Origin of the sequence: Streptomyces racemochromogenes (assembly GCF_039535215.1) — a bacterium.
GTDB lineage: Bacteria > Actinomycetota > Actinomycetes > Streptomycetales > Streptomycetaceae > Streptomyces > Streptomyces racemochromogenes.
Genome location: NZ_BAAAWT010000001.1, coordinates 6,641,920 through 6,668,244 on the forward strand (window position 1 = coordinate 6,641,920; position 26,325 = coordinate 6,668,244).

19 protein-coding genes are annotated in these 26,325 nt (G+C 76.4%); 6 read left to right on the forward strand and 13 right to left on the reverse strand.

All coding sequences use genetic code 11. The features are described from left to right. Positions 1–186: 186 nt before the first annotated feature. The gene (locus tag ABD973_RS30795) at positions 187–2,940 is read left to right on the forward strand and encodes a helix-turn-helix transcriptional regulator (RefSeq protein WP_345503426.1); all 2,754 of its coding nucleotides are present in this window, start codon (positions 187–189) and stop codon (positions 2,938–2,940) included. A gap of 18 nt (positions 2,941–2,958) precedes the next feature. Here the strand turns inward: ABD973_RS30795 and ABD973_RS30800 are convergent, their stop codons facing one another. From ABD973_RS30800 to ABD973_RS30850, 11 genes are all read right to left on the reverse strand, one after another. After that, complete coding sequence (locus ABD973_RS30800) at positions 2,959–3,879, reverse strand: glycoside hydrolase family 19 protein (RefSeq protein WP_345503427.1); 921 nt, start codon at positions 3,877–3,879, stop codon at positions 2,959–2,961. A 178-nt stretch (positions 3,880–4,057) separates the two neighbouring features. Beyond that, positions 4,058–4,471: a rodlin gene (locus ABD973_RS30805; RefSeq protein WP_125820068.1), complete on the reverse strand. Its 414-nt coding sequence runs from the start codon at positions 4,469–4,471 to the stop codon at positions 4,058–4,060. Positions 4,472–4,584: 113 nt separating this feature from the next. Next, a complete protein-coding gene (locus tag ABD973_RS30810) occupies positions 4,585–4,860 on the reverse strand; it encodes a hypothetical protein (protein ID WP_345503431.1) in 276 nt (91 codons plus the stop codon). Beyond that, positions 4,857–5,606 carry an HNH endonuclease family protein gene (locus tag ABD973_RS30815; protein WP_241253119.1) on the reverse strand — a complete coding sequence of 250 codons (750 nt, stop codon included), beginning with the start codon at positions 5,604–5,606 and terminating at the stop codon, positions 4,857–4,859. Before ABD973_RS30815 ends, ABD973_RS30810 begins: the two co-directional genes overlap by 4 nt. A 92-nt stretch (positions 5,607–5,698) precedes the next feature. Beyond that, positions 5,699–6,751, reverse strand: coding sequence for an aldo/keto reductase (locus ABD973_RS30820; RefSeq protein WP_345503433.1), 1,053 nt, complete (start codon positions 6,749–6,751; stop codon positions 5,699–5,701). Positions 6,752–6,962: 211 nt separating this feature from the next. After that, positions 6,963–8,906 carry a hypothetical protein gene (locus tag ABD973_RS30825; RefSeq protein ID WP_345503435.1) on the reverse strand — a complete coding sequence of 648 codons (1,944 nt, stop codon included), beginning with the start codon at positions 8,904–8,906 and terminating at the stop codon, positions 6,963–6,965. Further along, a complete protein-coding gene (locus ABD973_RS30830; protein WP_345503437.1) occupies positions 8,903–12,430 on the reverse strand; it encodes a DUF5682 family protein in 3,528 nt (1,175 codons plus the stop codon). The genes ABD973_RS30825 and ABD973_RS30830 overlap by 4 nt, the downstream gene beginning before the upstream one ends. Further along, on the reverse strand, positions 12,427–13,581 hold the full coding sequence (locus ABD973_RS30835; RefSeq protein ID WP_345503439.1) for an ATP-binding protein: 1,155 nt from the start codon (positions 13,579–13,581) through the stop codon (positions 12,427–12,429). Before ABD973_RS30835 ends, ABD973_RS30830 begins: the two co-directional genes overlap by 4 nt. Positions 13,582–13,769: 188 nt before the next feature. Further along, positions 13,770–18,749 (reverse strand): DNA-binding protein, encoded by a 4,980-nt coding sequence (locus ABD973_RS30840; protein ID WP_345503440.1) that lies wholly within the window; start codon positions 18,747–18,749, stop codon positions 13,770–13,772. Beyond that, positions 18,746–19,606, reverse strand: a complete 861-nt coding sequence (locus ABD973_RS30845; protein ID WP_125823838.1) for a DUF4132 domain-containing protein — start codon at positions 19,604–19,606, stop codon at positions 18,746–18,748. The genes ABD973_RS30840 and ABD973_RS30845 overlap by 4 nt, the downstream gene beginning before the upstream one ends. Positions 19,607–19,810: 204 nt before the next feature. Further along, a complete protein-coding gene (locus tag ABD973_RS30850; protein WP_125820062.1) occupies positions 19,811–21,328 on the reverse strand; it encodes an MFS transporter in 1,518 nt (505 codons plus the stop codon). A 138-nt stretch (positions 21,329–21,466) separates the two neighbouring features. Here ABD973_RS30850 and ABD973_RS30855 point away from each other — a divergent pair, with 138 nt between their 5' ends. Then, a complete protein-coding gene (locus ABD973_RS30855; protein ID WP_125602993.1) occupies positions 21,467–21,913 on the forward strand; it encodes a MarR family winged helix-turn-helix transcriptional regulator in 447 nt (148 codons plus the stop codon). 39 nt (positions 21,914–21,952) lie between these two features. On the opposite strand, the gene ABD973_RS30860 is transcribed toward ABD973_RS30855, so the two are convergent. Next, the gene (locus tag ABD973_RS30860; RefSeq protein ID WP_345503441.1) at positions 21,953–22,456 is read right to left on the reverse strand and encodes a MarR family winged helix-turn-helix transcriptional regulator; all 504 of its coding nucleotides are present in this window, start codon (positions 22,454–22,456) and stop codon (positions 21,953–21,955) included. Between the two features lie 120 nt (positions 22,457–22,576). Here ABD973_RS30860 and ABD973_RS30865 point away from each other — a divergent pair, with 120 nt between their 5' ends. Beyond that, complete coding sequence (locus tag ABD973_RS30865) at positions 22,577–22,987, forward strand: organic hydroperoxide resistance protein (RefSeq protein WP_007262362.1); 411 nt, start codon at positions 22,577–22,579, stop codon at positions 22,985–22,987. An 18-nt stretch (positions 22,988–23,005) separates the two neighbouring features. Here ABD973_RS30865 and ABD973_RS30870 read toward each other — a convergent pair whose 3' ends face one another. Continuing rightward, a complete protein-coding gene (locus ABD973_RS30870) occupies positions 23,006–23,425 on the reverse strand; it encodes a hypothetical protein (RefSeq protein WP_125602996.1) in 420 nt (139 codons plus the stop codon). 177 nt (positions 23,426–23,602) lie between these two features. Here ABD973_RS30870 and ABD973_RS30875 point away from each other — a divergent pair, with 177 nt between their 5' ends. Genes ABD973_RS30875 through ABD973_RS30885 form a run of 3 tightly spaced genes read left to right on the forward strand, consistent with a single transcriptional unit; the run spans position 23,603 to position 26,324 of the window. After that, entirely contained in the window at positions 23,603–24,871 is a 1,269-nt protein-coding gene (locus tag ABD973_RS30875; protein WP_386381945.1) for a sensor histidine kinase, read from the forward strand. Then, the gene (locus tag ABD973_RS30880; protein WP_125605135.1) at positions 24,859–25,512 is read left to right on the forward strand and encodes a response regulator transcription factor; all 654 of its coding nucleotides are present in this window, start codon (positions 24,859–24,861) and stop codon (positions 25,510–25,512) included. The genes ABD973_RS30875 and ABD973_RS30880 overlap by 13 nt, the downstream gene beginning before the upstream one ends. Next, entirely contained in the window at positions 25,509–26,324 is an 816-nt protein-coding gene (locus tag ABD973_RS30885; RefSeq protein WP_345503445.1) for a DUF4097 family beta strand repeat-containing protein, read from the forward strand. The genes ABD973_RS30880 and ABD973_RS30885 overlap by 4 nt, the downstream gene beginning before the upstream one ends. Position 26,325: the final 1 nt, after the last annotated feature.

Here is a 26,325-nt window from a genome sequence, read left to right on the forward strand (position 1 = left end):
CGATGGTACGGACCAATCCAGTGCGCGGGTCTGCCGGTACCTCCCGTACCGGCAGACCCGCCGCGCATTCCTGCCGCCTGACTGAATTCTGCGTCACAATCCGGGTCCGTCGGGGGGCTGACCTCGTATTGTCGCGTCTCACAGGAAGGGCACAGGAGCAGGGGCGCGAAAGGCTGGTGGCTGTGCGTGGCGGCGACGGGGAACGCTGACACCAACGTCGGACACGGCGCACTCATCGAGGCGGTCGACCGCGCGCTGACCACGCACGGCCGCGCCGTCCTCACGGGCTGCGCGGGGTCGGGGAAGACCGAGGTGGCACGGGCCGTCGCGGCCGCCGCCGCCCGCCGGCGCGAAACCGTCCTGCACCTCGCCCCCGAAGCCGCCGACCGGGAGATACCCGAGGCCGCGGCCGCGGCCCTCCTCGCCTCCGTCCCCCGCACCGCCCTCGACCGCCTCGCCGGACCCCAGCGCACCGCCATCGCCCTGCTGCGCCGCGAGGCCGACGCCCCCCGCGCCGGCCGCGACCACGTCGCCCTGCGCCTGGCCGTCGTCGAAGTGCTCCGCGGCCTCGCCGCCTCCGGCCCCGTCCTGCTCGTCCTCGACAACGCCCAGTGGCTCGACCCCGAGAGCACCGATCTGCTCCGCTTCGTCCTGCGCCTGACCCCGCCGCGCGTCCGGGTCCTCGCCGCCGAGTGCGTCCAGGCCGCGCCCGTCGCCGAATCCCTCTGCGGTCCCGGCACCCCCGTCGTCCACGTTCCCGCGCTCGGCGCCGACGAGGTCGCCGAACTGCTGCTCCGCCACGGCCTGCCCGCCCGCCTGGCCGGCCGCATCCACCAGGCCAGCGGCGGCAACCCGCGCCTCGCCCTCGCCCTCGGCCACTCCCTCGCCGAAGCCGCCGGCCAGGGCGGCGGCGCCCACCACGCCGACACCCTGCCCGTCACCGGCCAGGCCCGCGAGGTCGCCCGCCGCCTCCTCGCCGCCGCCCCCGGCCGGACCCGCCCGACCCTGCTGCTCGCCGCCCTCGCCGCCCGCCCCACCACCGCCCTGCTCCGCCGGGCCGGACGCCCCGACGCCGAGGCGGAACTCGCGCAGGCCGAACGGGCCGCACTGGTCACCGTCGCCGAGGACGGCACCGTCGCCTTCACCGCCGGAGCGCTGCCGGCCGCCCTGGCCGCCGACGCCGGCTGGCCCGAGCGGGCCGCCGGCCACGCCGCGCTCGCCACCGCCGTCGACGACCCCGTCCAGGCCGTGCGCCACCGCGCCCTCGCCGTCGACACCCCCGACGCCGGGCTCGCCGCCGACATCACCCGGGCCGCCGACGCCTGCCGCCGCCGGGGCCAGCGGGCGCTCGCCGCCGAGCTCGGGCTGCTCGCCGCCGAACGCACCCCCGCCGCCTTCCCGCAGGAGGAACTCGCCCGCCTCGTCGGCGCCGCCGAGGACGCCGGCTGGGCCGGCCGCGCCGACCTCGCCCGCCGCGCCACCCGCGCCGTCCTCGCCCGGGACGCCTCGCCCGCCCAGCGGGTACGGGCCCGGCTCGCGGTGATCGACGCCGCCGGGCAGGCCCTGGCCGACCTCGACGAGACCATCGCCCACGCCGTCGCCGACGCCGCCGGGGACCCCTCCCTGCAGGCCGCCGTCCAGCTGCGGATCGCCTGGAAGCACAACATCGGCGACGGCGACCCCGTCCGCGCCCGCGACGCCGCCGCCGAGGCCGGAGCACTCGCGAAGGCCGGCGGAGACCAGGTCGCCGAAGCCATGGCCCTGACCGTCCGCGCCCGGATGGGCCGCATCCTCGGCGACCCCGACGCCGAGGACATCCTCGCCCAGGCCCTCGCCCTGCCCGCCCCCGAGGTCCCCCTCGGCATGCGCAACGCCCCCCAGTTCCTCGCCGTCCGCCACGCCCTCTTCGACGACCGGCTCACCGACGCCCGCCGCCAGCTCCTCGTCCTGCTGCCCGCCGTCCAGCGCACCGGCTCCGCCGAGGACGTCTTCGAGGTGCTGCGCAGCATGACCGAGACCGAACTGCGCCGCGGCCGCTGCGTCCGCGCCACCGCCCACGCCCGCCGCGCCCTGGAACTCACCATCGAGGCGGGCCTCTCGCCCGGGCCGGCCTGGTACGTGGCCGCCACCGCCGAGGCCGCCGCCGGCAGTTTCGCCCGCGCCGCGGCGTACGCCCGCCGGGGCATCCGGGCCTCGGAGGAGGAGGGCGACCAGGTCTTCCTGTCCCGGGGGCTGTACGCGCTCGGCACGGTGGAACTCGCCACCGGCGAGGCCGCGAGGGCGGTCGCCACCCTGAGCCGGGTCGCCGCCCTGGAGGAGGCCCAGCAGGTCGTGGACCCCTCCGTCCTGCGCTGGCACGGGGAGCTCGCCGAGGCCCTGGTCGCCGCCGACGCGCCCGGCGAGGCCGCCGAGTTGCTGGACCGGGTCACCCCGGTCGCCCGTTCCCTCGGCCGCACCACCGTGCTCGCGGCCCTGGACCGGGCCCGCGGGCTGTGCCTGTCCGCTCAGGGCGAGCCGGAGCGGGCCGTCGCCCTGCTGGAGGCCACCGCCGAGCGGTTCGGCGACTTCGGACTGCCCCTCGAGCGCGGCCGTACCCTGCTCGCGCTGGCCCGCGTGGAACGCCGACGGCGGCGACGGGCCCCCGCCCGGGACGCCCTGCGGGCCGCCGCCGAACTGTTCGAGGCCGCCGGGGCCGCGCCCTGGCTGGACCTGGCCCGGGAGAACGCGCCCGAGAGCTGCGGCCCGCACCCCGGGGTCGCGGCCCTGACCGAGGCGGAGGCGCGGCTCGCCCTCCTGGTCGCCGGGGGAGCCAGCAACCAGGAGGCGGCGGCGAAGCTCTTCCTGAGCGTCAAGACGGTGGAGGCCCGGCTCACCCGGATCTACCAGAAGCTCGACGTCCGCTCCCGCGCCCAGCTGGCCACGGCCCTGCGCGGCCAGTGAGCCGGGGCCTCCGCGGCGTCAGCAGCCCAGGTTGTTCCCGGGGGTGACGCCCAGCAGCTGGGTGAAGCTCTGGTACTTGCTCACCCGGCTCTGCACCTGCGCGGGGTTTCCGCCGTTGCACTCCAGGGCCCCGTTGATGGAGCGGATCGTCTCGCCGAAGCCGGCGCCGTTGACCATGGCGGCGTGCGCGGTCATCGTGCCGGGGCCGTTCTGGGTGTTCCAGTACCAGAGCGCCGTCTTCATCGCGACGGCCGGGTCCTGCTCCACCAGGTAGGGGTTGGCGAGCAGGTTGATGCCGAGGGCGTCGCCCGCCGCCTTGTAGTTGAAGTTCCAGCTGAGCTGGATCGGGCCGCGGCCGTAGTAGGCGGCCTGGCCGGCGGGACAGCCGTAGGGCTGGGAGGCGTCGCAGTAGTGCGGGTAGTTGGCGGTGTTCTGCTCCACTATGTACACCAGCCCGCCCGTCTCGTGGGAGACGTTCGCGAGGAAGGCGGCCGCCTCGCGCCGCTTGACGGTGTCGTCGCCGGTGTTGGCGAAGCCGGGGTACGCGGAGAGGGCCGCCACCAGGCCCTTGTAGGTGTAGAAGGGGTTCCGGTTCGGGAACATCTGGTTGAACTGGGCCTCGCTGACCACGAAGCCGGACGGGTTCCCGTTGCCCGGGTCGGGATCCTGGCCCCCGCCGCCGCAGGCGCCCTGGTCCGACCAGACGCCCCACTGGCCGGTGGTGCCGGGCGTCTCGCCCTGGGTCCACCACTTGGCCTGCCAGTTGTGGCCTCCGTACGAGGCGCTCGCGCCGCCCGTGTAGACGGCGGAGGAGTTCCAGGCCCCGGCGCAGGCGGGGGCCGCGGCGGCGGGGGAGGCCGGCAGGGCGACGGCCAGGCCGAGGGTCGCGGCGGCGGCCGCGGCGAGGGAGAGGGCTCGGCCGCGAAGAGTGCGTATCACGTAACTGCTCCTGGAGTGGGGGGAGATGTCGCGGGAGGGTGGGGGGCGACAACTACCGCCACTGAACCGATAGTGGTCTGGACCTGTCAAGGTCTAGACCAAATCCTTTGCCGTCGGGCCCCGGACACGCCGGAGCGGCGCGACGGTCCGACCGCCGCGCCGCTCCGGGGCCGCTGGATCAGCTGCCGGCCGAGAGGTTGCCCGACAGGACCGGGATGTTCTCCACGAGGTGCGAGAGCGTCTCGTCGCCCTTGGCCTGGGTGGAGTTCTCGGCGCACTGCTGGTTCTGCGGGTTGGACGCGATCGGGATGTCCTGCACGCCGATGTTGGCGATCAGGGCGGCCACCGACTGGACGTTGACCTTGGCCGGCAGGCCGATGCAGAGCTTGTTCACCGAGCCCTGGACCGCGGAGAGCTGCGGGCTCAGCTTGCCCGAGGTCTCCTGGTTGCCGTAGATCTGGTCGGCGTTGTTGCCGTTGACCGTGTTGATCCCGTTGTCATTGCCGATCGCCATCGCCGGGGATGCCGCGAGGGCGCCCGTCCCCAGGACGGAGGCGGTGACGGCGGCGGTGGCCATGAACTTCTTGAGCATCGTGAGGATCCTTCTGTCGCATGTGCTGTCCCCGGCGGGACGAACTGCCCAACTGCCGTCCGGCCCAGGGGTTATCGCCCGTCACCCGAGCGGCCCAACGGGCCGCACCGGCCTCAGGCCTGCGGGGACGGGGCCACGGCGCCGCCGCCGGACCGGATCGCGCGCAGTGCGGCCGTGTGGAGGGCGGCGGGGTCACCGTGGGCCACGGGGCTGCCGGTGAGCGTGTACCACTCGTCCGCGTCCGTGTACTGGATGTCGAAGCGGACCTCGCCGTCCGCCCCGCCGGTGGTCCGCAGGGTGAGCGGGCCCGTGATGACGCCGACCTCGTCGGTCATGGCGCCGCCGGGACCCGCGAGGACCTCGTCCTGCCACTGCCGGGGGGCCGTCATGAGGCGCAGGTGTCGATCATGGTGGTGAGCATGGCCCTTTCGGCGTCGGTGACGGTCAGACCGTAGTGGGACTTCACGGTGGTCCAGGCCCGCCCGTACTGGCACCAGCTCGCCTTGTCCGGCGGCTGCCACAGGTCGGGACTCTGGTCGCCCTTGGAGCGGTTGGACGCGGCGGAGACGGCCAGCAGCTGCGGCCGCGTCAGGTCGTTGGCGAAGGCCTTGCGCTTGGCCGCGTCCCACCCGGAGGCGCCGGAGCGCCAGGCCTCGGCCAGCGGCACCATGTGGTCGATGTCCAGCTTCGAGGCCTCGTTGACCGCGACGCCGTCGTACAGGCTCTTCCAGCTGCCCGACACGGCGCGGCACTCGGAGTCCTGGGTGACGTCCGCCCCGTCGCGCTTGAGGACGGCCTCGCGGGTGTCGCACTTGTTGCCCTGCTCGGCCCAGTGCGTGAACTTGTCCCGGCTGTACCCGGCCATCGTGCCGGGCTTGCCGGTGGTCAGCGAGGCGAGCTGGGTCCGGGCCACGGCCGCGCTGACCATCCCCGGCAGCACGTCCCCGGAGGCCGGCTTGGCGTCGCCCGCGGAAGGGGAGGGCGCGGGGGCCGACGCCGGCGCGGAGGGGGTGGCACCGGCCGGTTTCCGCGCCGGTTTGCCGTCGCCGGGACTCCCCGTCCCCCCGCACCCGCTCACCCCGAGCAGCAGCGCCACGGCCACCACCCCGCCGCGTACACCTGTGTGACGATGCATGACCCCACCCCGGACGAGACGCTACGTGAACTGACCCGGGAAGACTACCCATAACCGGACATCCAACCACGCACCGGTCCCCGGTCGCCGGGTCAGCACACCTCGGTGGCCGTCCGCCGGCAGGTGCTGCGGCGGTCCTCGATCTGCCTCCAGCGGTCGCCGTGGACGGTGCTGACGACCTGGGGCTCCCGCAGGAAGTCGTGGGGGAAGCCGAGCGGTACGGCGCTCACCTCGTCGAGCCGGGCGACGGCGTCGGCGTCGAGGCGGACGTCGAGACAGCCCAGGTTGTCGGCGAGTTGGACCTCGTGCGTGGCCGCGATGATCGGAACGATGTTGCCCGGGCGCCCGAGGAGCCAGGACAGCGCCACCTGGGCCGGGGTCCAGCCGCCCTGCTCGGCGACCTCCAGCACGGCGGTGATGACGTCCTCCTCCTGCGGGGACGCCGCCGTGCTCCAGGAGTCCAGCCGGCCCCCCTCGCCCCGGCGGTACTTGCCGGTGAGCTTCCCGGCCGCCAGCGGTGCCCAGGCCAGTACGGCCTGGTCGAACGCCCGCGCCTGCGGCAGCAGGTCACGCTCGGGCGTCCGCTCCAGCAGGTTGTAGCGCAGCTGCGATCCGGCGAACGCCGACCAGCCCCGCAGCTCGGCGAGGGTGTTCGCCTGTGCGATCTCCCAGGCGGGCCAGTCCGAGACGCCGACGTACAGTGCCTTCCCCGTGCGGACGAGGTCGTCCAGTGCGCGCATCACCTCGTCGACCGGGGTGAAGTTGTCGCGGGCGTGCACCCACAGGACGTCGACGTGGTCGGTCCGCAGCCGTTCCAGGCTGGCCTCCACCGACCGCACCAGGCTCTTGCGGTGGTTGCCCGCCGCGTTGACGTCGCCGTCACGGGTCGCGCAGGTGTACTTGGTCGCCAGCACGAACTCCTCGCGCCGTCCCTGGAGGAGTTCGCCGAGGATCCGCTCCGAACCGCCGTCGCCGTAGATGTTCGCCGTGTCGACGAAGTTCCCGCCCGCGTCGGCGTAGGCGTCGAGGAGGCGGGAGGCGGTCTTCAGGTCGGTGCCCCGGCCCGGTTCGTCGCCCATCATCATGGTGCCGAGGCTCAGCTCGCTGACCCGCAGACCGGTCTTGCCGAAGAGTGTGTACCGCATCCGGTGTCCCCCTTGGTGGTAGGTGCGTGCGGACGAAGCTACGCGCTGGAGCGCACTCCAGCGCAAGCCACGATCCGTGGGGGCGCCGCCGGGTCCAGGCCCGGCGGCGCTCCGCTCCCGCCGCCGGCCCCGGGGTCCGTCGCCGAACTCCCTCCCCCAGCCGCGGGGCCGCCCTCCGGGCGACGACGGGAGCGTGACGGCAGAGCCCAGGTCAGGCCCAGGAGGCGGCCACCAGCGAGCGGTGGGCCGCCTCCAGGTGCGCCGACGCCGCCAGCCACGCCCAGGCGTAGCCCTCCGACGAGGCTTCGGTGAGCCGGCCGAAGGCGTCGCGCGGGCGGCGGCCGGCCTCCGCGACGAGCGCGCCGGCCAGGTCGGCCGCCGCCCCGAACCCGGCCCGGCGCAGCGGTCCGTACGCCGCGAGCGGCTCCGGGACCCGGCCCGTCTCCGCCACCGCCCGACGCCCGCCCGCCACGCCCGTCTCCAGCAGCCGGCGCACCCGCCACAGCGGCGAGTCGGCCACCGCGTCCGGACCCGGCTCCCCTTCGGCCACCGGCCCGGCGGGGGCCCCGGCGTCCGGGAAGTGGCTGCCCTGGAGCCGGTCGTAGCCCAGGTCGGCCCGGTCGCGCCACTCGGGAGGCAGGCGCAGCGTGTACTGCGCGCCGGGCACCGGTCCCACCGCGAGCGGGCTCAGGGTGGCGGCCCGGTCCGGGTCGGGGCGGCCCAGGACGCGCACCGCCAGCCCCGGATGCCCGGCCAGGCGGCGCAGGTTGGCGGTGTGCGCCAGCTCCGGGTGCGGATGCGCCGGGCGCAGCCGCAGCAGCGGCGCGTCCGCGCGCAGCTCCCACACCAGCAGGTGCTCGCCGGCCGCGCCGACCACCTGGACGTCGCAGCCCAGCAGGCCCGGTTCGGCGTCCCGCGCCAGCAACTCCCTTACGGCCTCGGCGGCCGGCCGGGCGAACAGCGCGGCCAGCGGCTCCTCGTCCCAGGCCGCGCCCGGCGCCGGCACCGCCCGGACCCCGCGCCCGGCACCGAGCCGGCCGTCGGCGGAGACCGTCGCCCCGCTGATGCGCAGCCCCGCGCGCGCCAGCCCCGCGTGGTCGAGGGCGGCACCGCCCAGGGCCACGGAGGCCGCACCCGCGCCCCGCGCGCGGGCGAGCCCGCCGGGCCGGACGTCCGACAGGGTGTAGCGGGCGCCGTCCGCGCCGAGCAGGTGGGTGACCACGCCGCCGTAGCCGGTCGCGGTGAGCACCGGCTCCCGGCACAGGCCGTGGACGCGCAGGCCGCCCCCGGCCGTGTAGGCGCGCCGGCCGCCGCCGGTCAGCCCGGGCCCGCCCGTCCCGGACGCCAGCAGCGCGGCGGTGCGCAGCAGTTCCGAGAAGGCGGCGGCCAGGTCGGCGAGCCGCTGGCCGGCCCGGCGCTCCCGAGCGGCCCGCAGTCCCCGTACCACGCGCAGCGCCGCGGCCTCCGCGCGCGGCAGCCCGGCGAGCCGTGCGGTGTGCGCGGCGCGCAGCAGTTCGGCCTGGACCACCGCGCCCCCGGCGACGACCCCGGCGGCCAGCGCCTCGGCCGACACGGCCCACAGCGCGGCCCCGGCCCGCACCTGGGCCGGCGTCGGCGGGGCGCCGGCGTCCCGGTCCGCGTCCCCGGCGTCCGAAACGGACCCGGCAGCGGCTCCGGCAGCGGCTGCCGGGGCGGTGGCATCCGGCACGGAACCCGGCGGCGCGGCCGCCCCCGCCGCCCCCGTCGTCCGCGCGGGAGCGTCGTCCTCGGGCGGCGTACCCGCCTCCGGTCCGGACGCGTCCCGTTCACCGGGGCCTTCCCCGGCCAGGGGCCCGGCCGGCGGTTCGGCCGGCGGTTCGGCCGGCGGCTCCGCCAGCGGCGCGGCCCCCAGGACCGCCGCCCGGTGCAGGCAGCGCGGCGCCAGCAGGCAGCCGCAGACGGCCTGTCCGGCCTCCGTGACCGCCCCCGACGGCCCCGGCCGCAGGGTGACCACCGCGTCCTCGCCGAAGCGGAACACGACCGCCCCGTCCGCGCCGGCACCCTCCGGGCAGCCCTCGATCGCGGCGTCCAGCTTCTTGCGCAGCCGGGCGCTCAGGTTCTCCACCGCGTCCGCGACCACCTCGGCGGTGACGGGCGGCGACAGCGTACTGGTCATCGGGGCTCCCCACGGAGTCGGTCGCCCACCCAGCGGGCCAGGGCGAGAGGGCTGAGGGCGGCCACCGGCATCCCGGCGGCGACGAGTTGCCGCGCCACCGGCACCGAGTAGCGGGGCGTGCCCGCGTCGTCGAGCGCGGCGCAGCCCAGCAGATGGGCACCGGACGCCGCCAGCGCCCGCACCTCGGAGAGCAGTCCCCCGAGGGGGGCGCCCTCCTCGAAGTCGCTGACCACGACGACCAGCGTGCGGCTCGGCACCGTGATCAGGCTCCGGGCGTGCGCGAGGCCCGCCGCGATGTGCGTACCGCCGCCGACCCGGACCTCCAGCAGCAGCGAGAGGGGGTCCTCGACGCGGCCGCTGAGGTCCACGACCTGGGTGGAGAAGGCGAGGAAGTGCGTGGACAGGGTCGGCACCCCGCCCAGCACCGCCGCCGTCAGGGCCGACCAGACCACGGACGCCTCCATGGACCCGGAGACGTCCACCACCAGGATCAGCCGCCAGTCCGCCTCCTTCGACGTCCGCGTGCTGAACACCGGACGCTCCGGAACCACCACCACCCGGCCGTCGTCGAGGCGCCGGGTGTGCGCCAGGTTCGCCCGCAGGGTCCGCGCCAGGTCGAGCGGGCCGCCCGGCCGGCGGGTCGGGCGGGGGGTGGCGACGCCCGACAGGGCGGGGCGCAGCCGGGTGGCCAGCTCCTTGGCCAGCTCGTCCACGAGCCGCCGCACCAGCGGCCGCAGCCGGGCCAGGTGCGCCTCGGACATGCCGCAGGCCAGCGAGAGCACCGAGGTCAGCAGTTCCACGGAGGGGCGTACCGCGGCCGGGTCGAGCTGGGCCAGCACATCGGTGCGGCCCGCCCCGGCCGCGTCGGCGAGCACCTCCTCGCGCACGTCGGCCCCGAACAGGGACTCCAGTTCCGCCGACCACTCCCGTGCGGTCGGGAAGGAGGCCTCGTCCCCGCCGCCGGAGCCGGGCCGGCCCACGTCCGCGGAGCCCTCCCCGCGCCCGGCTCCGTACAGCTCGTCCAGCGCGCGGGCGTAGGGCCGGGCACCCGCCGGGAGCCGGTCGCGCTGGCGGCCCAGCAGCAGCCGCCACCGGTCGGCGGGCGCCAGCCTCCGCTCCTCCCCGGCCGGCCGGGCGGGGAGCGCTGCCACCGCCGCGCCGACGGGGGCGGGGACGCCGGCCGCGTCCGGCGGACCACCGGGCAGCGGCAGTTCCTTCAGCGCGGCCAGCCCGGCCGCGTCGGCGGCGGCCCACAGGGCCAGCAGCGCGGGCGGCGCGTCCAGCGCCAGGTCGACGCGGTCGCCGAGCCGCTCGGTGACGGTGTCGAGCAGCCGCTCCCGGGCGGCCGGCGTCAGCACGTCGAACCCGGCGCGCAGCGCGGGCAGCCGCTCCAGGAACGCCGCGTCGGCCAGCGAGTCCACCCGGTCCAGCAGCGGGGTGAGGGCCGCGGGGGATGCGCCGAGCAGTGGCCCGGCGGCGGTGAGCAGGCCGGTGAGGCGGCGGGCCAGCGCGCGCCGGCCGTCGGGGGTGGCCGCCCCGTCCACCCAGGCGGCGGCGCGGGCGCCGAGCTCGTCCGCCGGGTCCAGGTCGAGCAGCACCCGTACGGCCAGGGCCGCACCGCGCATCAAGGGGCCCGCACCGGAAGCGAGTTCGGCCAGGGCGGCGTCCATGCGCAGCCCCAGCCGGCGGGCGGCGGCCCGGTTGGCGAGGGCCACCAGGGCGCCCGCGTCGGCGGGGTCGTCGCTGCCGGCCAGGCCGGGCAGGGACCGCAGGGCCGCGTCGAGCAGCTCGCCGGCCAGCTCCCCGGCGGCGGCCCGCGCCGCGTCCCCGGCGCCGGGCAGGTGGCCGCGGCGCAGCCCCTCCAGCAGGTCGACGGCCTCCAGGAGTTCCGGCACGGTGGCGGTGTCCGGCAGGACGGCCGCCATCTCCTCCATGCGTACGCCGACCAGTTCGGGCAGGTCGCAGCGCGCGGCCGCGTCGAGCCCGGCCAGCACCTGGGCCGCCGTCGGGCCGCCTTCGGCCGCCTGGCGGCGCGCGGTGTCACGCAGCGTCCCGGCGGCCGCCTGGGCGGCGCTCACGCCGCGGACCCCCGCCAGGTCAAGGCGGGCCGGGACGGCCGGGGTCCAGGCCGGCCGCCACTTGCTCCCCAGGGCGGTGCCGTCGCCGGTGGCGGCGGTGCCGAGCGGCTCCGCGTAGGACGCCCCGCAGACCAGCAGGCGCCGCAGCAGCACCTCCCGGCGCCCGTCGAGCTCGGAGCGCAGGGGGTCGAGGCGGATCTCGCGCGGCTCCGGGTCCCCGGGACCCGGCAGCCGCAGCGCGGCCAGCTCGGCCTCCACGGAGGGGCCGAGCCCGGAACGGGGGGCGTGCGGGGTGGTCCGGCCGCGGCCCGTGCCGACGAACACGGCCTCCAGGGCGCGGGCCAGGGCCCGTCCCCGGCCCAGGGGTTCGCCCTGCCCGAGAACCGTGGTGACGGCCTCCAGCAGTTCGCCCCGGCCGGGCGCGGGCAGCCCCCGCAGCACCGCCAGGTCGCAGGCCAGCCGCAGCGTCTCGGCCGCCTCCCCGGTGCCCGCCGTGTGCCCGGCGCGGCGCAGCTCCCGGCACAGCCGGACGAGCGCGGCCGCGGCCGCCTCCCGCAGCCGCTCCGGGTCCCCGCCCGCCTCGAAGACGGCCTGCTGCCACAGCGGGTCGCGGATGCCGGCGGGGTAGCCGGAGCGGGAGTCGAGCAGGTCATGGGAGTACGCCACGAACGAGGTGACGAAGCCCCCGGCTTCGGGCTCGCACCCGTCCCCGAACCGGAACCCGTTCCCGTCCCCGGCCCCGTTCCCGTCCTCGTGTTCCGGCCCCGCGTGAGCAAGGAGGGCGGGGGCGTGGAAGGCGCCGATCACGGCGGCGACCCGGCGGCCGGCGAACCGCGCGAGCACGCCCCGCATGTGGGCCTCCCGCGCCAGGTCCACCGCCGCCACCGCGCCCGCATCGGCCCGCAGCGCCCAGCCGACGCCGAGCGCGGCGCGGCGTACGGCCTCGGGGGAGCAGCCCGGGGCCAGGACCTCGACGGCCCGGTCCCACAGGTCGTCCCCCTCGCGCCCGGTCCCCGACGCGGCGAGCGCGCCGGCGTAGTCGCGGCCCCCCGACGGGCCGGGGACGGCCGTCGCGGGCTCCGGCGTCCAGCCCCGGTCGGACAGCGGCAGGTCGCAGCAGACGACCTCCACGCCGCGCCCGTACGCCCAGCGGATCGCCGCCAGCTCGGGGGAGAAGTCCGCGAACGGGTAGAAGGCGAGGCGGCCTCCGTCCCCCAGGCCCGCCAGGGCCACCGGCGCCACGGTCTCCGGGTCGGCCAGGTGGGGCAGCCACGGCCGGAACTCGGCCGGCAGCTCCACGCAGACGACCTCGGGGTCCGCCGCGTCCAGCAGCGCGGGCACCACCGCGGCCAGCGCGGGACTGTGGTGGCGCACCCCCAGCAGGTACGGCTCGCGGCAGGCGGCCAGTTCCTCGACCGCCGCCCGCGGTTCGGCGGTGAGCGTCAACGCAGGCTCCCGCGCAGGTCCCACAGCCGGCGCCAGGTCGCCGAGCCGTCCTCGGCGCGGCGGCGGACCGGGCCGTCCCAGTAGCCGAGGAGCCGCCCGTGGTCGGCGGGGTCGTCCTTGCGCACCACGCCCAGCAGGTGGCCCGGCAGCAGGTCCAGCACGTCACCGCCCGGCAGGTACGCGGCGGACACCCCCAGGGAAGCCGCCACCTGGACGGCCTCGGCGGTGGACATGACCGTGCCGGGCCGCTCCACGTCCCAGCCCTCGGCGCTGCGCCCCGAGCGCAGGTCCCGGAAGACGGTGACGAGCGCGTCGAGTACGCAGTCGTCGACCCCGAAGGCGGCGCCGGCCCGCTGGACGGCGGCGACGGCCTGCCGCCGGATCAGCTCGGTCTCGGCGTCCGGGTCGGCGATCGGGCCGACGGTCTCGAAGTTGAAGCGCCGCTTGAGGGCGGCGGACATCTCCGAGACGCCCCGGTCACGCAGGTTGGCGGTGGCGATGACGGTGAAACCGGGGACGGCGCTGACCACCGCGTCCTCGGTGGCGGTCAGTTCGGGCACGCTGACCCGCCGGTCGGACAGGATCGACACGAGCGCGTCCTGCACCTCGGGCAGGCAGCGGGTGATCTCCTCGACCCGTGCCACCCGGCCCGTCCGCATCGCGCTGAGCACGGGGGAGTCGACCAGGGCCTGTGGGGTGGGGCCCTGGGCGAGCAGCAGCGCGTAGTTCCAGCCGTAGCGGAAGGCGTCCTCGGTGGTGCCGGCGGTGCCCTGGACGGTGAGCTCGCTGGTGCCGCACACGGCGGCCGCCAGCAGCTCGGACAGCATCGACTTGGCGGTGCCCGGCTCGCCGGTGAGGAGCAGGCCGCGCTCCCCGGCCAGGGTGACCACGCAGCGTTCCACCAGGGCGCGTTCGCCGACGAACTTCGGGGCGATCACCAGCTTCGACGGGAGCCCGGCACGACGCTCGGGCAGGGCCAGCTGCTCGCCCGCGCTGCCGCACACGAAGGTCACCACCGCGCGCGGGGTGAGCGCCCAGCCGGGAGGGCGGGGGCCGGGGTCCTGGGCGGCGAGGAAGGCGAGTTCGGCGGCGTACCGCTCCTCGGCGGGCATCGCCTGCCGGGCCGGGGCGGACTGTTCGGTGACGGTCATGGGGTATCGGTCCTTCAACTGTCAGAAGTGCGGAAGTGCATGCAGAAGTGCAGAAGTGCAGAAGTTCAGAGGTTCACGAGTGCGGGAGTTCACGAGTGCCCAGGTGCGGAAAGGGCGGGCCGGAGCCCGGTGGGGGCGCGGCGGCACCGCGCCCCCACCGGATCCGGCGCCGGTCCGGCGGATGCCCGTCAGCGCCGGCGGGAGCCGGTCCGCTTCACCTTCAGCTCCTCGAAGCGCGGTACGTCGCCCCCGCGGACCCGCGCCCAGGCCCGGCGGTACAGCTCCGCGGCCGGCTCCGCGGGCACCAGCACGCCCAGCACCGGATGGCCGCCCGCCGCCAGCGCGTACATGGGCAGCTTCCACGTCTCGACCGGCAGGACCGGCGCGCCGGGCTCGGACCAGCCGCCGGGCAGGAACAGGGAGCGCCCCGCGCGGGAGCGCGTGGCCGTCACCACCAGCTCGGTGGCGGCCAGTTCGGCGCGGGCGGCCTTCATCCGGGCCGGCTTCCAGCCCGTCCAGCGGGACGTGTTGCGGTCGGTGGGGTCGGGCATCGCCAGCAGCGCCAGGTACAGCGCGGCCGCGTCGGCGCCCAGCCCGTACGCCGCGGTGACCTCCGCCACCAGCTCGGGCACGCTGCGCGACGGGTCCTGCGGCCACCAGGTCCCCTCCTTGTCGAGGCCGCCGGCGACGGGCGCCCCCGGGTCGGCGAGCAGCGCGGCGAACGCCGGGTCCTGGACCAGGCGCAGTGCCGTCTCGGCCCGCGAGGGCTGCTGTTCGGCGCCGCGCAGCAGCGGCAGGTAGGGGTCGGAGCCGGTCGAGTCCAGCAGTGCGGGGCGCACCGCGGGCCGGGGCTGCGTGTCGTGCGTGGCCAGCACCACCGCGCCGTACCGCTCGTAGCCCTGGCCGGTCTCGGTGGGGGCGCCGGCCGCCTTGCGGAAGTCGGGCAGCCGGACGTAGTGCCCGACGCTCATCAGCAGTTCGGGTGAGGCCAGGCGCTGGCGCAGCGCGGTGAGCGCGGGCGGCAGGCTCGCCCGTACCGGGTGTCCGGCGGGCAGCCGGTGCGCGAGCCAGGCCGTCAGGGCGGCGGCCCCGGTCAGCACGCCCGCGTCGAAGGGCTGGGCCACCGGGACGGCGGGTTCCACGTGGTCGCCGTTGACCGTCCACGCGACATCGGTGCTCAGCACCTCGGAGGAGGCCGCGTCGAGCAGCGCGGGCAGTGCCCGGTGCGGGGCCCAGCCGCCGCGCACGTCCTTGGCGGCCTCGGCGAGCAGCCACTCGGGCACGGGCGTACGACGGCCCACGCGCTCGTTCCACACCCGCGCGGCGGCGGCCGCGTCCGGGCCGTCCGTCCACAGCCGCGCCGGGTCGGTGGGCAGCAGCGCCGCGACCAGGGCGCGCCGGACCTCCACGGCGAGCTCCTTCAGGTCGTCGCGGGCGTTGACGGCGTCGCCGGCCTTCAGCGCGAGCGTGTCGCGCAGCCCGGCGGGCAGGAAGGAGCGCTCCCACGTGTCCAGGTGCGGCAGGCCCGCGAGGACCATCCGGGCCACGGCACCGGAGACCCCGGTGAGCCGCGCGAACTCCTCCGCGGCCTCGGGGAACCAGGGCGCCGGGCCGCGCTCGGCCGCCTCCTTCAGGAAGGCGGCGGTCCAGTCCGCGGCGCGCCCGCGGTCGCCGACGGGCTCGGCCGCCCCGGCCCCGGTGTAGGGGGCGGGCACGGCGAAGGCGCCCGCCGGGTCGTGCAGCAGCGCGTCGAACTCGCGGGTCCTCGGGAACTCCAGGGTCTGCTCGTTGAGGGCGAGCACGGCGCCGCCGCCGAGCGGGAGGACGGCGCGGTGCCTGCCGCCGCGGCCGCGCTCGCGGCCGTCGGCCCCCAGCAGGTGGGCGGTGTCGATGCGGACGCGGACGCGCCGCCACCGTTCGGCCGACGCCGTGGCGGAGGCCAGTCCCAGGGCGTCCACCTCGGCGAGCATCCGCAACAGCGCCGTCCGCTCCTCCTCGGAGGTGTCGCCGGTGACGACCGCGCGGTAGGCGACCGCCGCGGGGGCGTCCAGGAACAGTCCGGCCCAGGGGAAGGAGGAGGCGGAGATCTTCGGCGTGTCCACGTGCAGCCGGCCCGGGACCGCCTCGGCGGCGGTGTCGACGACGGCCGCCGCCAGGGTGCGCAGGAAGCGGAACGTCGCGTCGGAGTCCCCGCCGAAGTGCCGGTGGTAGGGGGTGCCGGTGAGGCCGTGCAGCGCCCGGTCGACCACCTGGTCGAGGGGTCCCCGCCGGGCCGGTTCCTTCGTCCGCTGCGGTGCGGGCTCGAGCGCCAGCGCCACCTTCGCCAGGGCCTTGCGCTGGGTCAGTGCGGAGCGCAGGGTGTCGACGACGCCGCCGAGCAGCGCGGGCGCGGTGACGCCGGGCAGGGCCGCGGCGACGAGTGCCGCCAGGTCCGTGCGCTTCTCGGCCTGCTCGGCGGCCGCCAGCAGGGCTCCGGCGGCGCGCCCGTCCATCGCGCGCAGCACCGCCGAGCCCTCGGGGTCGCGGGGCCGTAGGCAGTACCAGTAGGCGAGCTTGGGGAGTTCGGTGTGGCCGGTCCAGTAGAGGCCGCCGTTGTGGTCGGAGGTGACCCGGCAGGTGACGGCGCCCTCGGGGTCGGTCAGGGCCAGGGTCCGCCAGTCCTGGGAGACGGCGCGGGGCCGGTCGTCGCCGGGGAAGACGACCGCGGCGCGCGGGAGGGGGCCGCCCTCGCGGACGGTGACGGCGCGTCCGGTGTTGTCGGAGCCGTGCCAGCCCTCGCCGCGCCGGTACACCACCCGCCAGCCGAGCAGCCCGTCGACGGGCGCGCCCAGCACGGAGCCCTCGACCGAGGGCGTCGGCCGCAGCCAGTTCTGGCCGACGTGGTCGTTCAGGACGCTGCCGGCCGGGTGGCCGTCCAGGGCGTCGGCGAGGAAGCGCGGCAGGGAGCGCCGGCCGACCGCGCCGGTGGCCGGGTCGTACTCGGCCCAGCCCCAGTCGCCGGGGCGGCCGCCCTGGTCCCACACCCAGTACGAGGTGCCGTCGGTGATGACGGCCCGTTCGGCGGGGAGCCTGCTGTCGCCCGCGTGCAGCGGGGCGGGGCCACCGGTGGTGCGGCCGCCGCCGGGCAGTGCCAGGGTCACGTGTTCGGTACGCACCGACCAGTAGTTGGCGGCGGAGTCCAGGGTGAGGACGTCGTCGGGGGCGCTCAGCCAGTAGCCCTGGACCGGGCCGTCGTAGGAGGCCCAGAAGACGAGCAGGTCGCCGTCGGTGTAGTGGAAGCCGTGGTTGTGGCGGTCGCCCGGCGGGACCCGCAGGTCGTGGGTGAGCACGGTGGAGTCGGCGTCGATGACCCGGACCTGTGTGGAGTTGGCGACGATGACGTACGGCCAGGCGTCCATCACGGTCAGCCGGGTGCGGCCGCGGCCGGGCGACAGCTCGGTGACGGCGGCCTCCCAGGCCGGCCAGACCAGCTCCTCGAACAGGCCGCCCCGCAGGGTGCGGGCCAGGATCTCGCCGAGGTCGGCGGAGGCGGCCCGGGACACCTCCTCGGGGGCGAGGGCCAGCGCCTCGGACGGCAGCCAGGTGAGCCGGCGCAGGGCCTCCGGCAGCTCCGGCAGTGCCGCCGCCGTGGACTCGCCGGCCACCCGGCGGACCCACTCGGCCACCAGCGGGGCGCTGCCGGGCGCCTCGGCGAGGTGCCGTACGGTCCCGCGGTCGCCCGACGCGTTGGTGTTGAAGCGGTCCAGGGTGCGGAAGAACGCCGGGCGCAACCGCTCGTCCGCGCACAGCGCCCGCAGGTCGCGCCGCCCGGCCGAACGGGCCCAGGTGTCCAGGCCCAGCACCTGGTTCGGGCCGGGGTCGGCGACGGTCAGCCCGTACGAGAGCAGCAGGTCGAGCAGGTCCACGTCCTGGAGGCCCAGGCGCAGGCCCGCCTCCCGCCCGGGCAGGGCCAGTTCGGCGCGCAGCACGCCGGCACAGCGCTCGACCAGGGGGAGCAGCCCGGGCAGCGGCGGCGGGGTGCCCCAGCCGGTGTGCCGGGCGGTGTGGAAGCGCTCCAGCCAGCCCGCGGTGCCGTCGGCGGGGCGCTCCTCGGCCGGCAGGCCGGGGTCCGCCAGCCCGGCGGTGGCGCCGGACTCCTCCAGCACCTCCAGCCACAGGGCGGCCAGTTCCCCGGCGTCGCCGCCGCCGGAGGGGGTGATGCCGAGCAGGGTGCCGCGTACGGCGGGCACGCGCCGGGCGAGGGCGACGAGCGCCGTGCGGTGGGCCTTCCACCAGCCGGCCGCGGCGCGCAGGGTGGCGGGCAGCGGCAGCAGCTCGGCGAGGTAGTCCTGCTCGGGCACGCTGCCGGTGAGCCCGGCCGCGCGGGCGAGCCGGCGCAGCTCGACGGCGGCCTGCGCGGACGGGGCGAGCCCGCCCGCGGTGCGGCGTACGCACAGGCGCCGGAAGCGCTCGAGGGCCTCGGCGGGGGAGACGCGCTGGGCCAGCTCCTTGCCGTAGCCGGTGAGCGTCTTCACCGGCAGGGCTCCGGCCAGGGCGAACTCCAGGAAGACGGCGTCGAGCCGGTCCTCGTCGACGGCCAGGCCGTAGCGGGCCTCGCTGGTGCGGGCGCGGCCGAACAGCTGTGCCGCGTACGTGGTGTTCTCGACGGCGAGGAAGACGCGCGCGGCCTGCTCGTAGAAGACGGGCAGGAAGTGCGGGACGGCGGCGGCGAGCCGGTCGGCCAGCTCGGTGCAGGCGTCGAGGGCGGCCTTGGGCTTGGTCTTGGCCTGCCGGGCCAGCCGGTCCAGTTCGGGCACCACGGCCAGCGCGTGGTGTCCGTCCTCGGGGTGGTGCACCAGCACCCACTCCGGGAAGCCGAGCGCCTGGCGCCGGCCGAGGCCGACCACCTGCGGCTCGCCGTCCGGTACGAGGCCCAGGAAGCCGGCGGCGAGGTCCTCGGCGGCCCCGAGCTCGGCCGCGGCGAGGCGGACCACGACGCGCTCGTCCCCGAGGGCCGGGTGGCGGTACGCCCGGGCGGTGAGGGGCACGGCCGAGGCGCCCGCCCCGGTGGTGCCGGCGGGCAGGACGGCGCCCGCCGCCAGGAGTTCGGCGGCGTCGGCGGCGGCGTGCCCGGCCGTGCCCGTGGTGTCGGTGGTGTCGGTGGTGTCGGTGGTGTCGGTGGTGCTCACGCTTCGTCCCCGCCCTCTTCGATCCTGCGCCCGGCGTACAGCGCCGCGGCCATCCGCATGCCCTCGGACCAGGCCACCGGTCCGACCTCGCCGAGGCGTACCGCCCGGCCGTCCTCGTCGTGCCAGTTGAGCGCCCCGGTGGCGGTCTCGTCGTCCCAGTAGGGCTCGCCGATCCAGACGGCCGCTTCCACGGCCCGGCCGCGGTCGCGCACCTTGCAGGTGGCGTAGCCGCCGGAGACCCGGTAGCCGAGGGCGGTCGCGCGGGCCGCGAGGCCGAACCGGGTGGGGAACACCCCGCCCGCGTAGTCGCGGACCTCGGTCGCGGCCGGCTCCAGGTCCGCGGGCTTCTCCCAGGTGGGCCGGTGGATCTGCTCGACCCGCTGGGTGATGTCCAGCTCGGCCGCGAACTCCCGTACGTCGTCCAGGTCGGGCAGCAGCACCGGGTGCGGCAGGGTCACCGTGCGCGGGGAGAGGCGTACGGTCTCGCCGTCGAGGTTGACCACCTTCAGCTCGCCGTCGGCGGTGGCGTCGCGCAGGAAGCCCACCTCGTCGGGGTCGTCGTCGGGGACGACCGCGAGGTCGCGCAGTGCGGCCTGCCAGGCCCCGTCGGGCCATACCCGGGCGAGGAGTTCGGTCGGCACCGGCAGCGAGGACACCATCCAGGTGTCCACCTGGGCCGCGCAGGCCGCCTCGTGCCGCTCCAGCCATTCGGCGAGCCGGCGCAGCCGGTCCACCTCGGGATGGTCGCGCAGCGCCTTCGGCAGTGCCTTCAACTGCCGCCCCCCGGGCCGCCGTACCGCGACCTTCCCCTCCACGAGGGAGATCTCGTACCCCTCGTCCAACGCCAGCCAGCCCATCAGCGCGCGCCCCTCCACCTGTCCGGAAACGGTCTTGCGCAGCCCGGAACGAGGCGCGAGCGCCCGTCGAGCTGCGGTATGCGGGGAGACTAGCGAGCCCCACTGACAACGCGGAGGGGAGGGCTCCGGGTGAGGGTCCCGGACATGCCGCCGCCCCCGGTCCGTGGCGGACCGGGGGCGGCGGGGATACGGCTTGACGGCAGGTCAGACGGCGTCGGCGGGCTCCGCGGCCTTCGACGCCGCGGCCTTCGACGGCGCGGCCTCCGCGACGGCGGACGCGACCACGCGCGGGCCGTGGCCGGAACGCAGTCCGAGCCAGCTGATCAGTGCGACGAGGGCGAAGGCGGCGGCGCCGATCCAGAAGGTGAGGGTGAATCCGGACTCGGCGGGCAGCGGCGGGACGCCCTGGGGCAGGTGCTCGACGGTCTTCGACGCCAGGATCGTGGTGACGATGGCGCTGCCGATCGCGCTGCCCGTGGAGCGGGAGATGGAGTTGATGCCGTTGGCGATGCCGCTCTGGTGGTGCGGGACGCTCGACATGATCACCGCGGGCATGGCGGCGTAGCCGAAGCTGACGGCCGCGCCGACGACGAGGCCGGCGCCGATGACCGAGAGGGTGTGGCCGTGGTCGAGCGCCAGCCAGCCGAAGCCGACGGCGCCGAGCGCGGCGGCGACGGCGAGCGCGAGGCGGGGCCCGCGGTGGCGCACCAGCTGCCCGCCGACGGGGGAGGCGAGCAGCGAGACGATCGCGCCGGGCAGCAGGAACTGGACGGAGGCGCGCAGGATGGACGCGTCGAAGCCGTAGCCGGTGAGCTTCTCGGGCATCTGGACGAGGTAGGAAACGCCCAGGAAGTTCGCGAACATGCCGAAGCCGACGAGGATGCCGGCCAGGTTGGCCATCAGCACCGGGCGGTGGACGAACATCTTCATGTCGACGAGCGGCTCGGCCACCTTGCGCTCGACCAGGACCCAGACGGCCGTCATCACGGCGGCACCGGCGAAGCTGCCCAGGGTGCGGGCGGAGGACCAGCCCCACTCGTGACCCTGGGAGATGGGCAGCAGGAGCAGCAGCAGGGCGATGCCGAGGGTCAGCGCGCCGAGGAAGTCGGTGCGCCCGCCGGTCTTGTGCCGCGTGGCGGGGACCAGGAAGACGACGGCGAGCAGGGCGATGACGGCGAAGCCGGTCGCCATCCAGAAGGCGTTGCGGTAGTCGGCGCCCTCGCCTGAGGTCAGCAGGCCGGTGGCGACCAGCGCCAGGCCGCTGCCGAACGCGAGCGTGCCGCTGACCAGCGCCATGGCGCCGGGCAGCTTCTGCGGCCGGACCTCCTCGCGCAGCACCGACAGCGCCAGCGGGAAGATCGCGGTCGCGGCGCCCTGGAGCACCCGGCCCAGGATCAGCAGGGGGAGGGAGGTCGCGAGCGCGGCCACCACGGAACCCGCCACCATCACGCCGAGGACGGCCACCAGGGTGGGCTTCTTGCCGTGCTGGTCACCGAAGCGGCCGAGCAGCGGGGTGAAGACGGCGGCGGAGAGCAGGGTGGCGGTGGTCACCCAGCTGACGTTGGCGGTGGAGGTGCCGAGGTCGGTGCGGATCAGGCCCAGGATCGGTACGGGCAGGGTCTGCATCATCGACACGACCATGGCGGCGAGGCTCAGGGCGAAGACGATGACCGTCTCGTTGCCCTTCCTCGCTTCGGCGGGGGCGGATGCGGCGGAGCTCATGGAGGGGGGACCTTCTCAGTGTTTCAGGACGCAGATGTTTTATGTCATCAAGTACTTCGACGAAGGTAGTCAGAGATAGTTAAGGTGGTCAAGTAAAAGGTTGATAATGTCAACGATCCTCGGCTAGGCTCGCGGGCCATGAGCACCACCGCACCGCACCGCCCCACCAAGCTGGAACTGCTGGAACTCCTCGCCGCCATCGGCACCGCCCAGTGGCGCGACTTCGCCGCCGCGGCGGCCCGCCACGGGCTCACCTCCACGCAGGCCAAGGTCCTCGCCCAGCTGGACGGGCCCGTGCCGATGCGCGGCCTCGCGGCCCTGCTGGCCTGCGACGCCTCGAACGTCACCGGCATCGTGGACCGGCTCCAGGCGCGCGGGCTGGTGCGGCGCGAGCCCGAGCCGCGCGACCGCCGGGTCAAGAACGTGGTGGCGACCGGCGAGGGCCGTGAGGTGATGCGCCGGGTGCGCGCGGAGATGCAGGCCACCCACGGGGCGCTGGACGCGCTGGACGAGGCGGAGGGTGCGACCCTCTACGCCCTGCTGGAGCGGCTGCGGCCCGCCATGGAGCGCGACGGAGCCTCCTGATCCCGGCCCGCGGCCGGCCCTGGTGCCCGCCGCGGGCGGTCAGTCCCGGGGAGCGACCTCGACCGACTCGACGGCGGCGTCCAGGGCGGCCGTGAGCCGGCCCAGGCGCTGCTGGAGCTCGCGGATCTCGGCCAGCTCGAAGCCGGTCGCCCGCGCGATCCGGCGCGGCACCTCCACGGCCCGCGCGCGCAGGGCCGAGCCCTCCTCGGTCAGCACCGCGTGCACCGACCGCTCGTCCTCGGTGCTGCGCTCGCGCCGGATCAGGCCGGCCGTCTCCAGCCGCTTGAGCAGCGGCGAGAGCGTGCCCGAGTCGAGCCGCAGGTGCTGTCCGAGCTGCTTGACCGGCATCGTGCCGTGCTCCCAGAGCACCAGCATCACCAGGTACTGGGGGTAGGTCAGCCCCAGGTCCTTCAGGACGACCCGGTAGAGACCGCCGAAGGCGCGGTTCGCGGCGCCCAGCGCGAAGCAGATCTGTCCGTCGAGGCGGAGGAAGTCCTCGTCGCGAAGGGGTTCGCGGAAGGGGTCGGCGGGCTGCTGGGTCATGTGCCCCAGTGTACCGGAGCAGGCTTGCGAGCGATTGAGTTGTGCACAACTGAATTGTGTGCTCTATTTGTGGTCGAGGGTCGGCCACCGGCCGCCCCGCCCCTCTGAAAGGACCTCCCGATGGACGCGCTGTACACCGCCGTCGCCACCGCCAACGGCCGCGAGGGCCGCGCCGTCAGCTCCGACGGCCAGATCGACCTGCCCCTCGCCATGCCCCCGGCGCTCGGCGGCAACGGCCAGGGCACCAACCCCGAGCAGCTCTTCGCCGCCGGCTACGCGGCCTGCTTCGCCAGCGCCCTGGGCCTGGTCGGCCGGCAGGCGAAGGTCGACACCGGCGACGTGTCCGTCACCGCGGAGGCCTCCATCGGCCAGGACGCCGGCGGCTTCGGTCTCGCCGTCACCCTGCGCGTCGAGCTCCCGGCCCACCTGGAGGGCGAGACCGGCACCCTGCTGGTCAAGCAGGCCCACGAGGTCTGCCCCTACTCCAAGGCCACCCGGGGCAACATCCCCGTCGAGCTCGTCATCGAGTAGCAGCCCCCCGGCCGCCCGTCAGGCGGTGCGCCGCGCGGCCACCACCGCGCAGGCCACCGCCAGCGGCAGCTCCGCGGCGAGCGCCATCAGCACCGCCGCGCCCTGCCCGGCCGTACCCGCCGAGGTGGTGACGTCGAGCCAGGCGTCCGCCACCAGCAGCGCGGCCGTCGCACCCGCCACCGCCGGGACCCGGGGGTCGCCCCCGCGCAGCAGCAGCCCCGTCCCGGTCAGCCCGGCGGCCAGCAGCGCGTCGAAGCCGACCCAGGCGGTGGACCAGTTGGACACCTCCGCCGTCCGCGGCAGCGTCCGCGCCAGCACCACCATCCACGGCAGCAGCGCCAGCCCGGCCCCCGTCAGCACCGCCGCGAGCCGCGGCGCGCGGCCGCGCACTCCCCCGGAGCGGGGGCGGGCAGGGAACTGCGGGGCGACGAGGGCCATGGCTGCGGGTCTCCTTCCGGTCCGGCGGTCCGTCCGCCGGGCACACCACAACCCTGTGGGCCCGCGAGGAGAAGATCAGTAGCCCCACCGTCCCAAGCGGGGGTGGTGCCAGGTACACCACCGGCCGGACGCCAGGGTGGTGGCAGCCCCGTGATCCATCCGATTACCGTTGCGGACATGGCAACCCGCGGCGCGCTGAGGCGTACGTACACCTGGATCGCGTCGCACGCCCCCTGGTCGGCGTGGGCCTGGCGCAACACCGTCTTCGCCACGGCCGCGATCCCGCCCGCCCTGCCCCTCCTGCTCGGTGCCGCCGCCCTCGTCGCCCTCCCCGGCCACACCGCCCTCCCGCTGCTCCTGGTCCTCGCGCTCCGCCCGCTGCTGACCCTCCTCCAGCGCAGCCGCTTCCGGACGCTCCTCGGCCTGGAGGTGCCGCCCGTCGTCCACGAACACCGCTGGGCGACCGTACGCGGCCTCGCCGAGCGGCTGCGCTCCGAGTCGACCTGGCGCCAGTACGGCTACCACCTCCTCGTCAGCCCGCTCGCCGCCGCGGGGGCCGCCGTACTGGTCCTGACCTGGGCCGGCGGCGCCGCCGGGGCCTGCGTCTACGCCTGGTTCTGGGTGCTCCCCTCCGACGGCGAACTCCCCGCCCCGGGCTGGACGGCCCAGTACGACGCCATCACCGGCCTCGGCGTGCTCGCCCTGCTCGCCGCGCCCTGGCTGGCCGCGGCCCTCACCCGGATCGACGCCACCGCCGCGGCCGCCCTCCTCGGCCCCAACCGGGCCCGCGAACTGGAGCGCCGGGTCGAGGACCTCGCCGAGAGCCGGGCCGGCGTCCTCGACGCCGCCGACCTCGAACGCCGCCGCATCGAACGCGACCTGCACGACGGTGCCCAACAGCGCCTGGTCTCCCTCGCCATGAACCTCGGCATCGCCCGCGCCACCCTCACCGACCTGCCGCCCGAGGCCAGGGCCGTCATCGACGAGGCCCACCGCGAGGCGAAGGAGGCCATCGAGGAACTCGGCAGCCTCGTACGGGGACTCCACCCGGCCGTACTGGAGGACCGCGGCCTGGACGCCGCGCTCTCCGGCATCGCCGCACGCGCCCCGCTCCCCGTCGAACTCACCGTGGACCTCGCCCGGCGGCCCGGCTCCACCGTCGAGGCCGTCGCCTACTTCGTCGTCTCCGAAGCCCTCGCCAACGTGGCCAAACACGCCCGCGCCGAACGCTGTTCGGTCCACGTCGGCCGCGTCGCCGACGGCCGCCGGGGCGACCTCCTGCGCGTCGTCGTCACCGACGACGGCGTCGGCGGCGCCGACCCGGCGGGCGGCACCGGACTGACCGGCCTGCGCAAGCGCGTAGGGTCGGTCGACGGAACGATTCTGATCGACAGCCCCCTCGGGGGCCCGACCACCGTCACTGTGGAGCTGCCGTGCGGGCTGTGATCGCCGAGGACTCCGTCCTGCTGCGCATAGGTCTTGTCAAAGTCCTGGAAATGGCCGGATTCGAAGTGGCCGCCGAGACCGGCGACGCCGAGGGCCTGCTGGCCGCCGTCGAGGAACACCGCCCCGACCTCGCGCTGGTGGACGTCCGGATGCCGCCCGGATTCACCGACGAGGGCGTCCGCGCCGCCCTGATGATCCGCAGCCAGTACCCCGGCACCGCCGTGCTGCTGCTCTCCCAGTACGTGGAGGAGCGCTACGCCGCCGACCTGCTGTCCTCCCGGAGCGGCGCCGGCATCGGCTACCTGCTCAAGCAGCGCGTCGCCGACGTCGAGGAGTTCGTCGACGCCCTGCGCCGCGTCGCGGCCGGCGGCACCGCCCTCGACCCGCAGGTGGTCGCCCAGCTCCTGCTGCGCCGCGGCGGCCCCGACCCGCTGGAACGGCTCACCCCGCGCGAGCGCGACGTCCTGGCCCTGATGGCCGAGGGCCGCTCCAACGCGGCCATCGCCGCCGGACTCGTCGTCAGCGAGAGCGCGGTGGCCAAGCACATCAACAACATCTTCGCCAAGCTCGACCTGCCCCCGGCCGCCGAGGCCCACCGCCGGGTCCTCGCCGTCCTGCGCTTCCTGGACGGCACGCCGTGACCGGTCCCGCCGCCGGGGGGAACGGGCCGCGCCTCGCCTGGTACACCGCCGCCGCGCTCAGCGCCGTCCTGGTGCTGGCGGCGGCCGCCTGGCAGGCGGGGACCGGCGCAGGCGTACGCAGGGGCACGGCCGTCGGCGGCAGCGGCGGCCGGACGGTGACCGCCGTGGAGGTGGTGGCGGGGCCGTCCGACGTGTCCGTCACCCCGGGCGGGGACGCGCGGGTCGGCTACCGGGCCGACCTCGCCTGGTCGCTCGGGCGGCCGGAGGTCGAGGAGAGCTGGCTCGGCGACACCCTCAGGCTCACCCCGCACTGCCCCGACGGCTCCCTCGGCTTCGCCGCGGGAGCCGGCTGCTCGGTGCGGCTCGCGGTGACCGTGCCCGCCGGGGTCCCGCTGAAGGTCTCCGGCGGCACGGGCCGGATCAGCGTCAGCGGCATGGCCGCCGCGGTCGACGCCGAGACGGGCGCCGGCACGCTGGTTCTGGCCGACCTGCGCGGACCACTGCGGGCGCGGGTCGGCGACGGCACCCTGCGCCCCACCGGCCTGACCGTGCCGCAGGCCGACATCCGCGCAGGATCCGGCCGGGCCGACGCCCGTTTCGCGGCACCGCCCGAGCAGGTCACGGCACGCGCCGACGCCGGCCGCCTGGAACTCGTCCTGCCCCCGGGCACCCGCTACCGCGTCAGCTGCCGCGCGGGCCTGGGCCGCTGCGAGACGGCGGACGCCCTGAACGACCCCGCGGCCGACCGCACTGTGGACATCGCCGTCGGCGTCGGCCACGCCGGCGCGTCCTACCGCCCGGACGGCCCCTGAC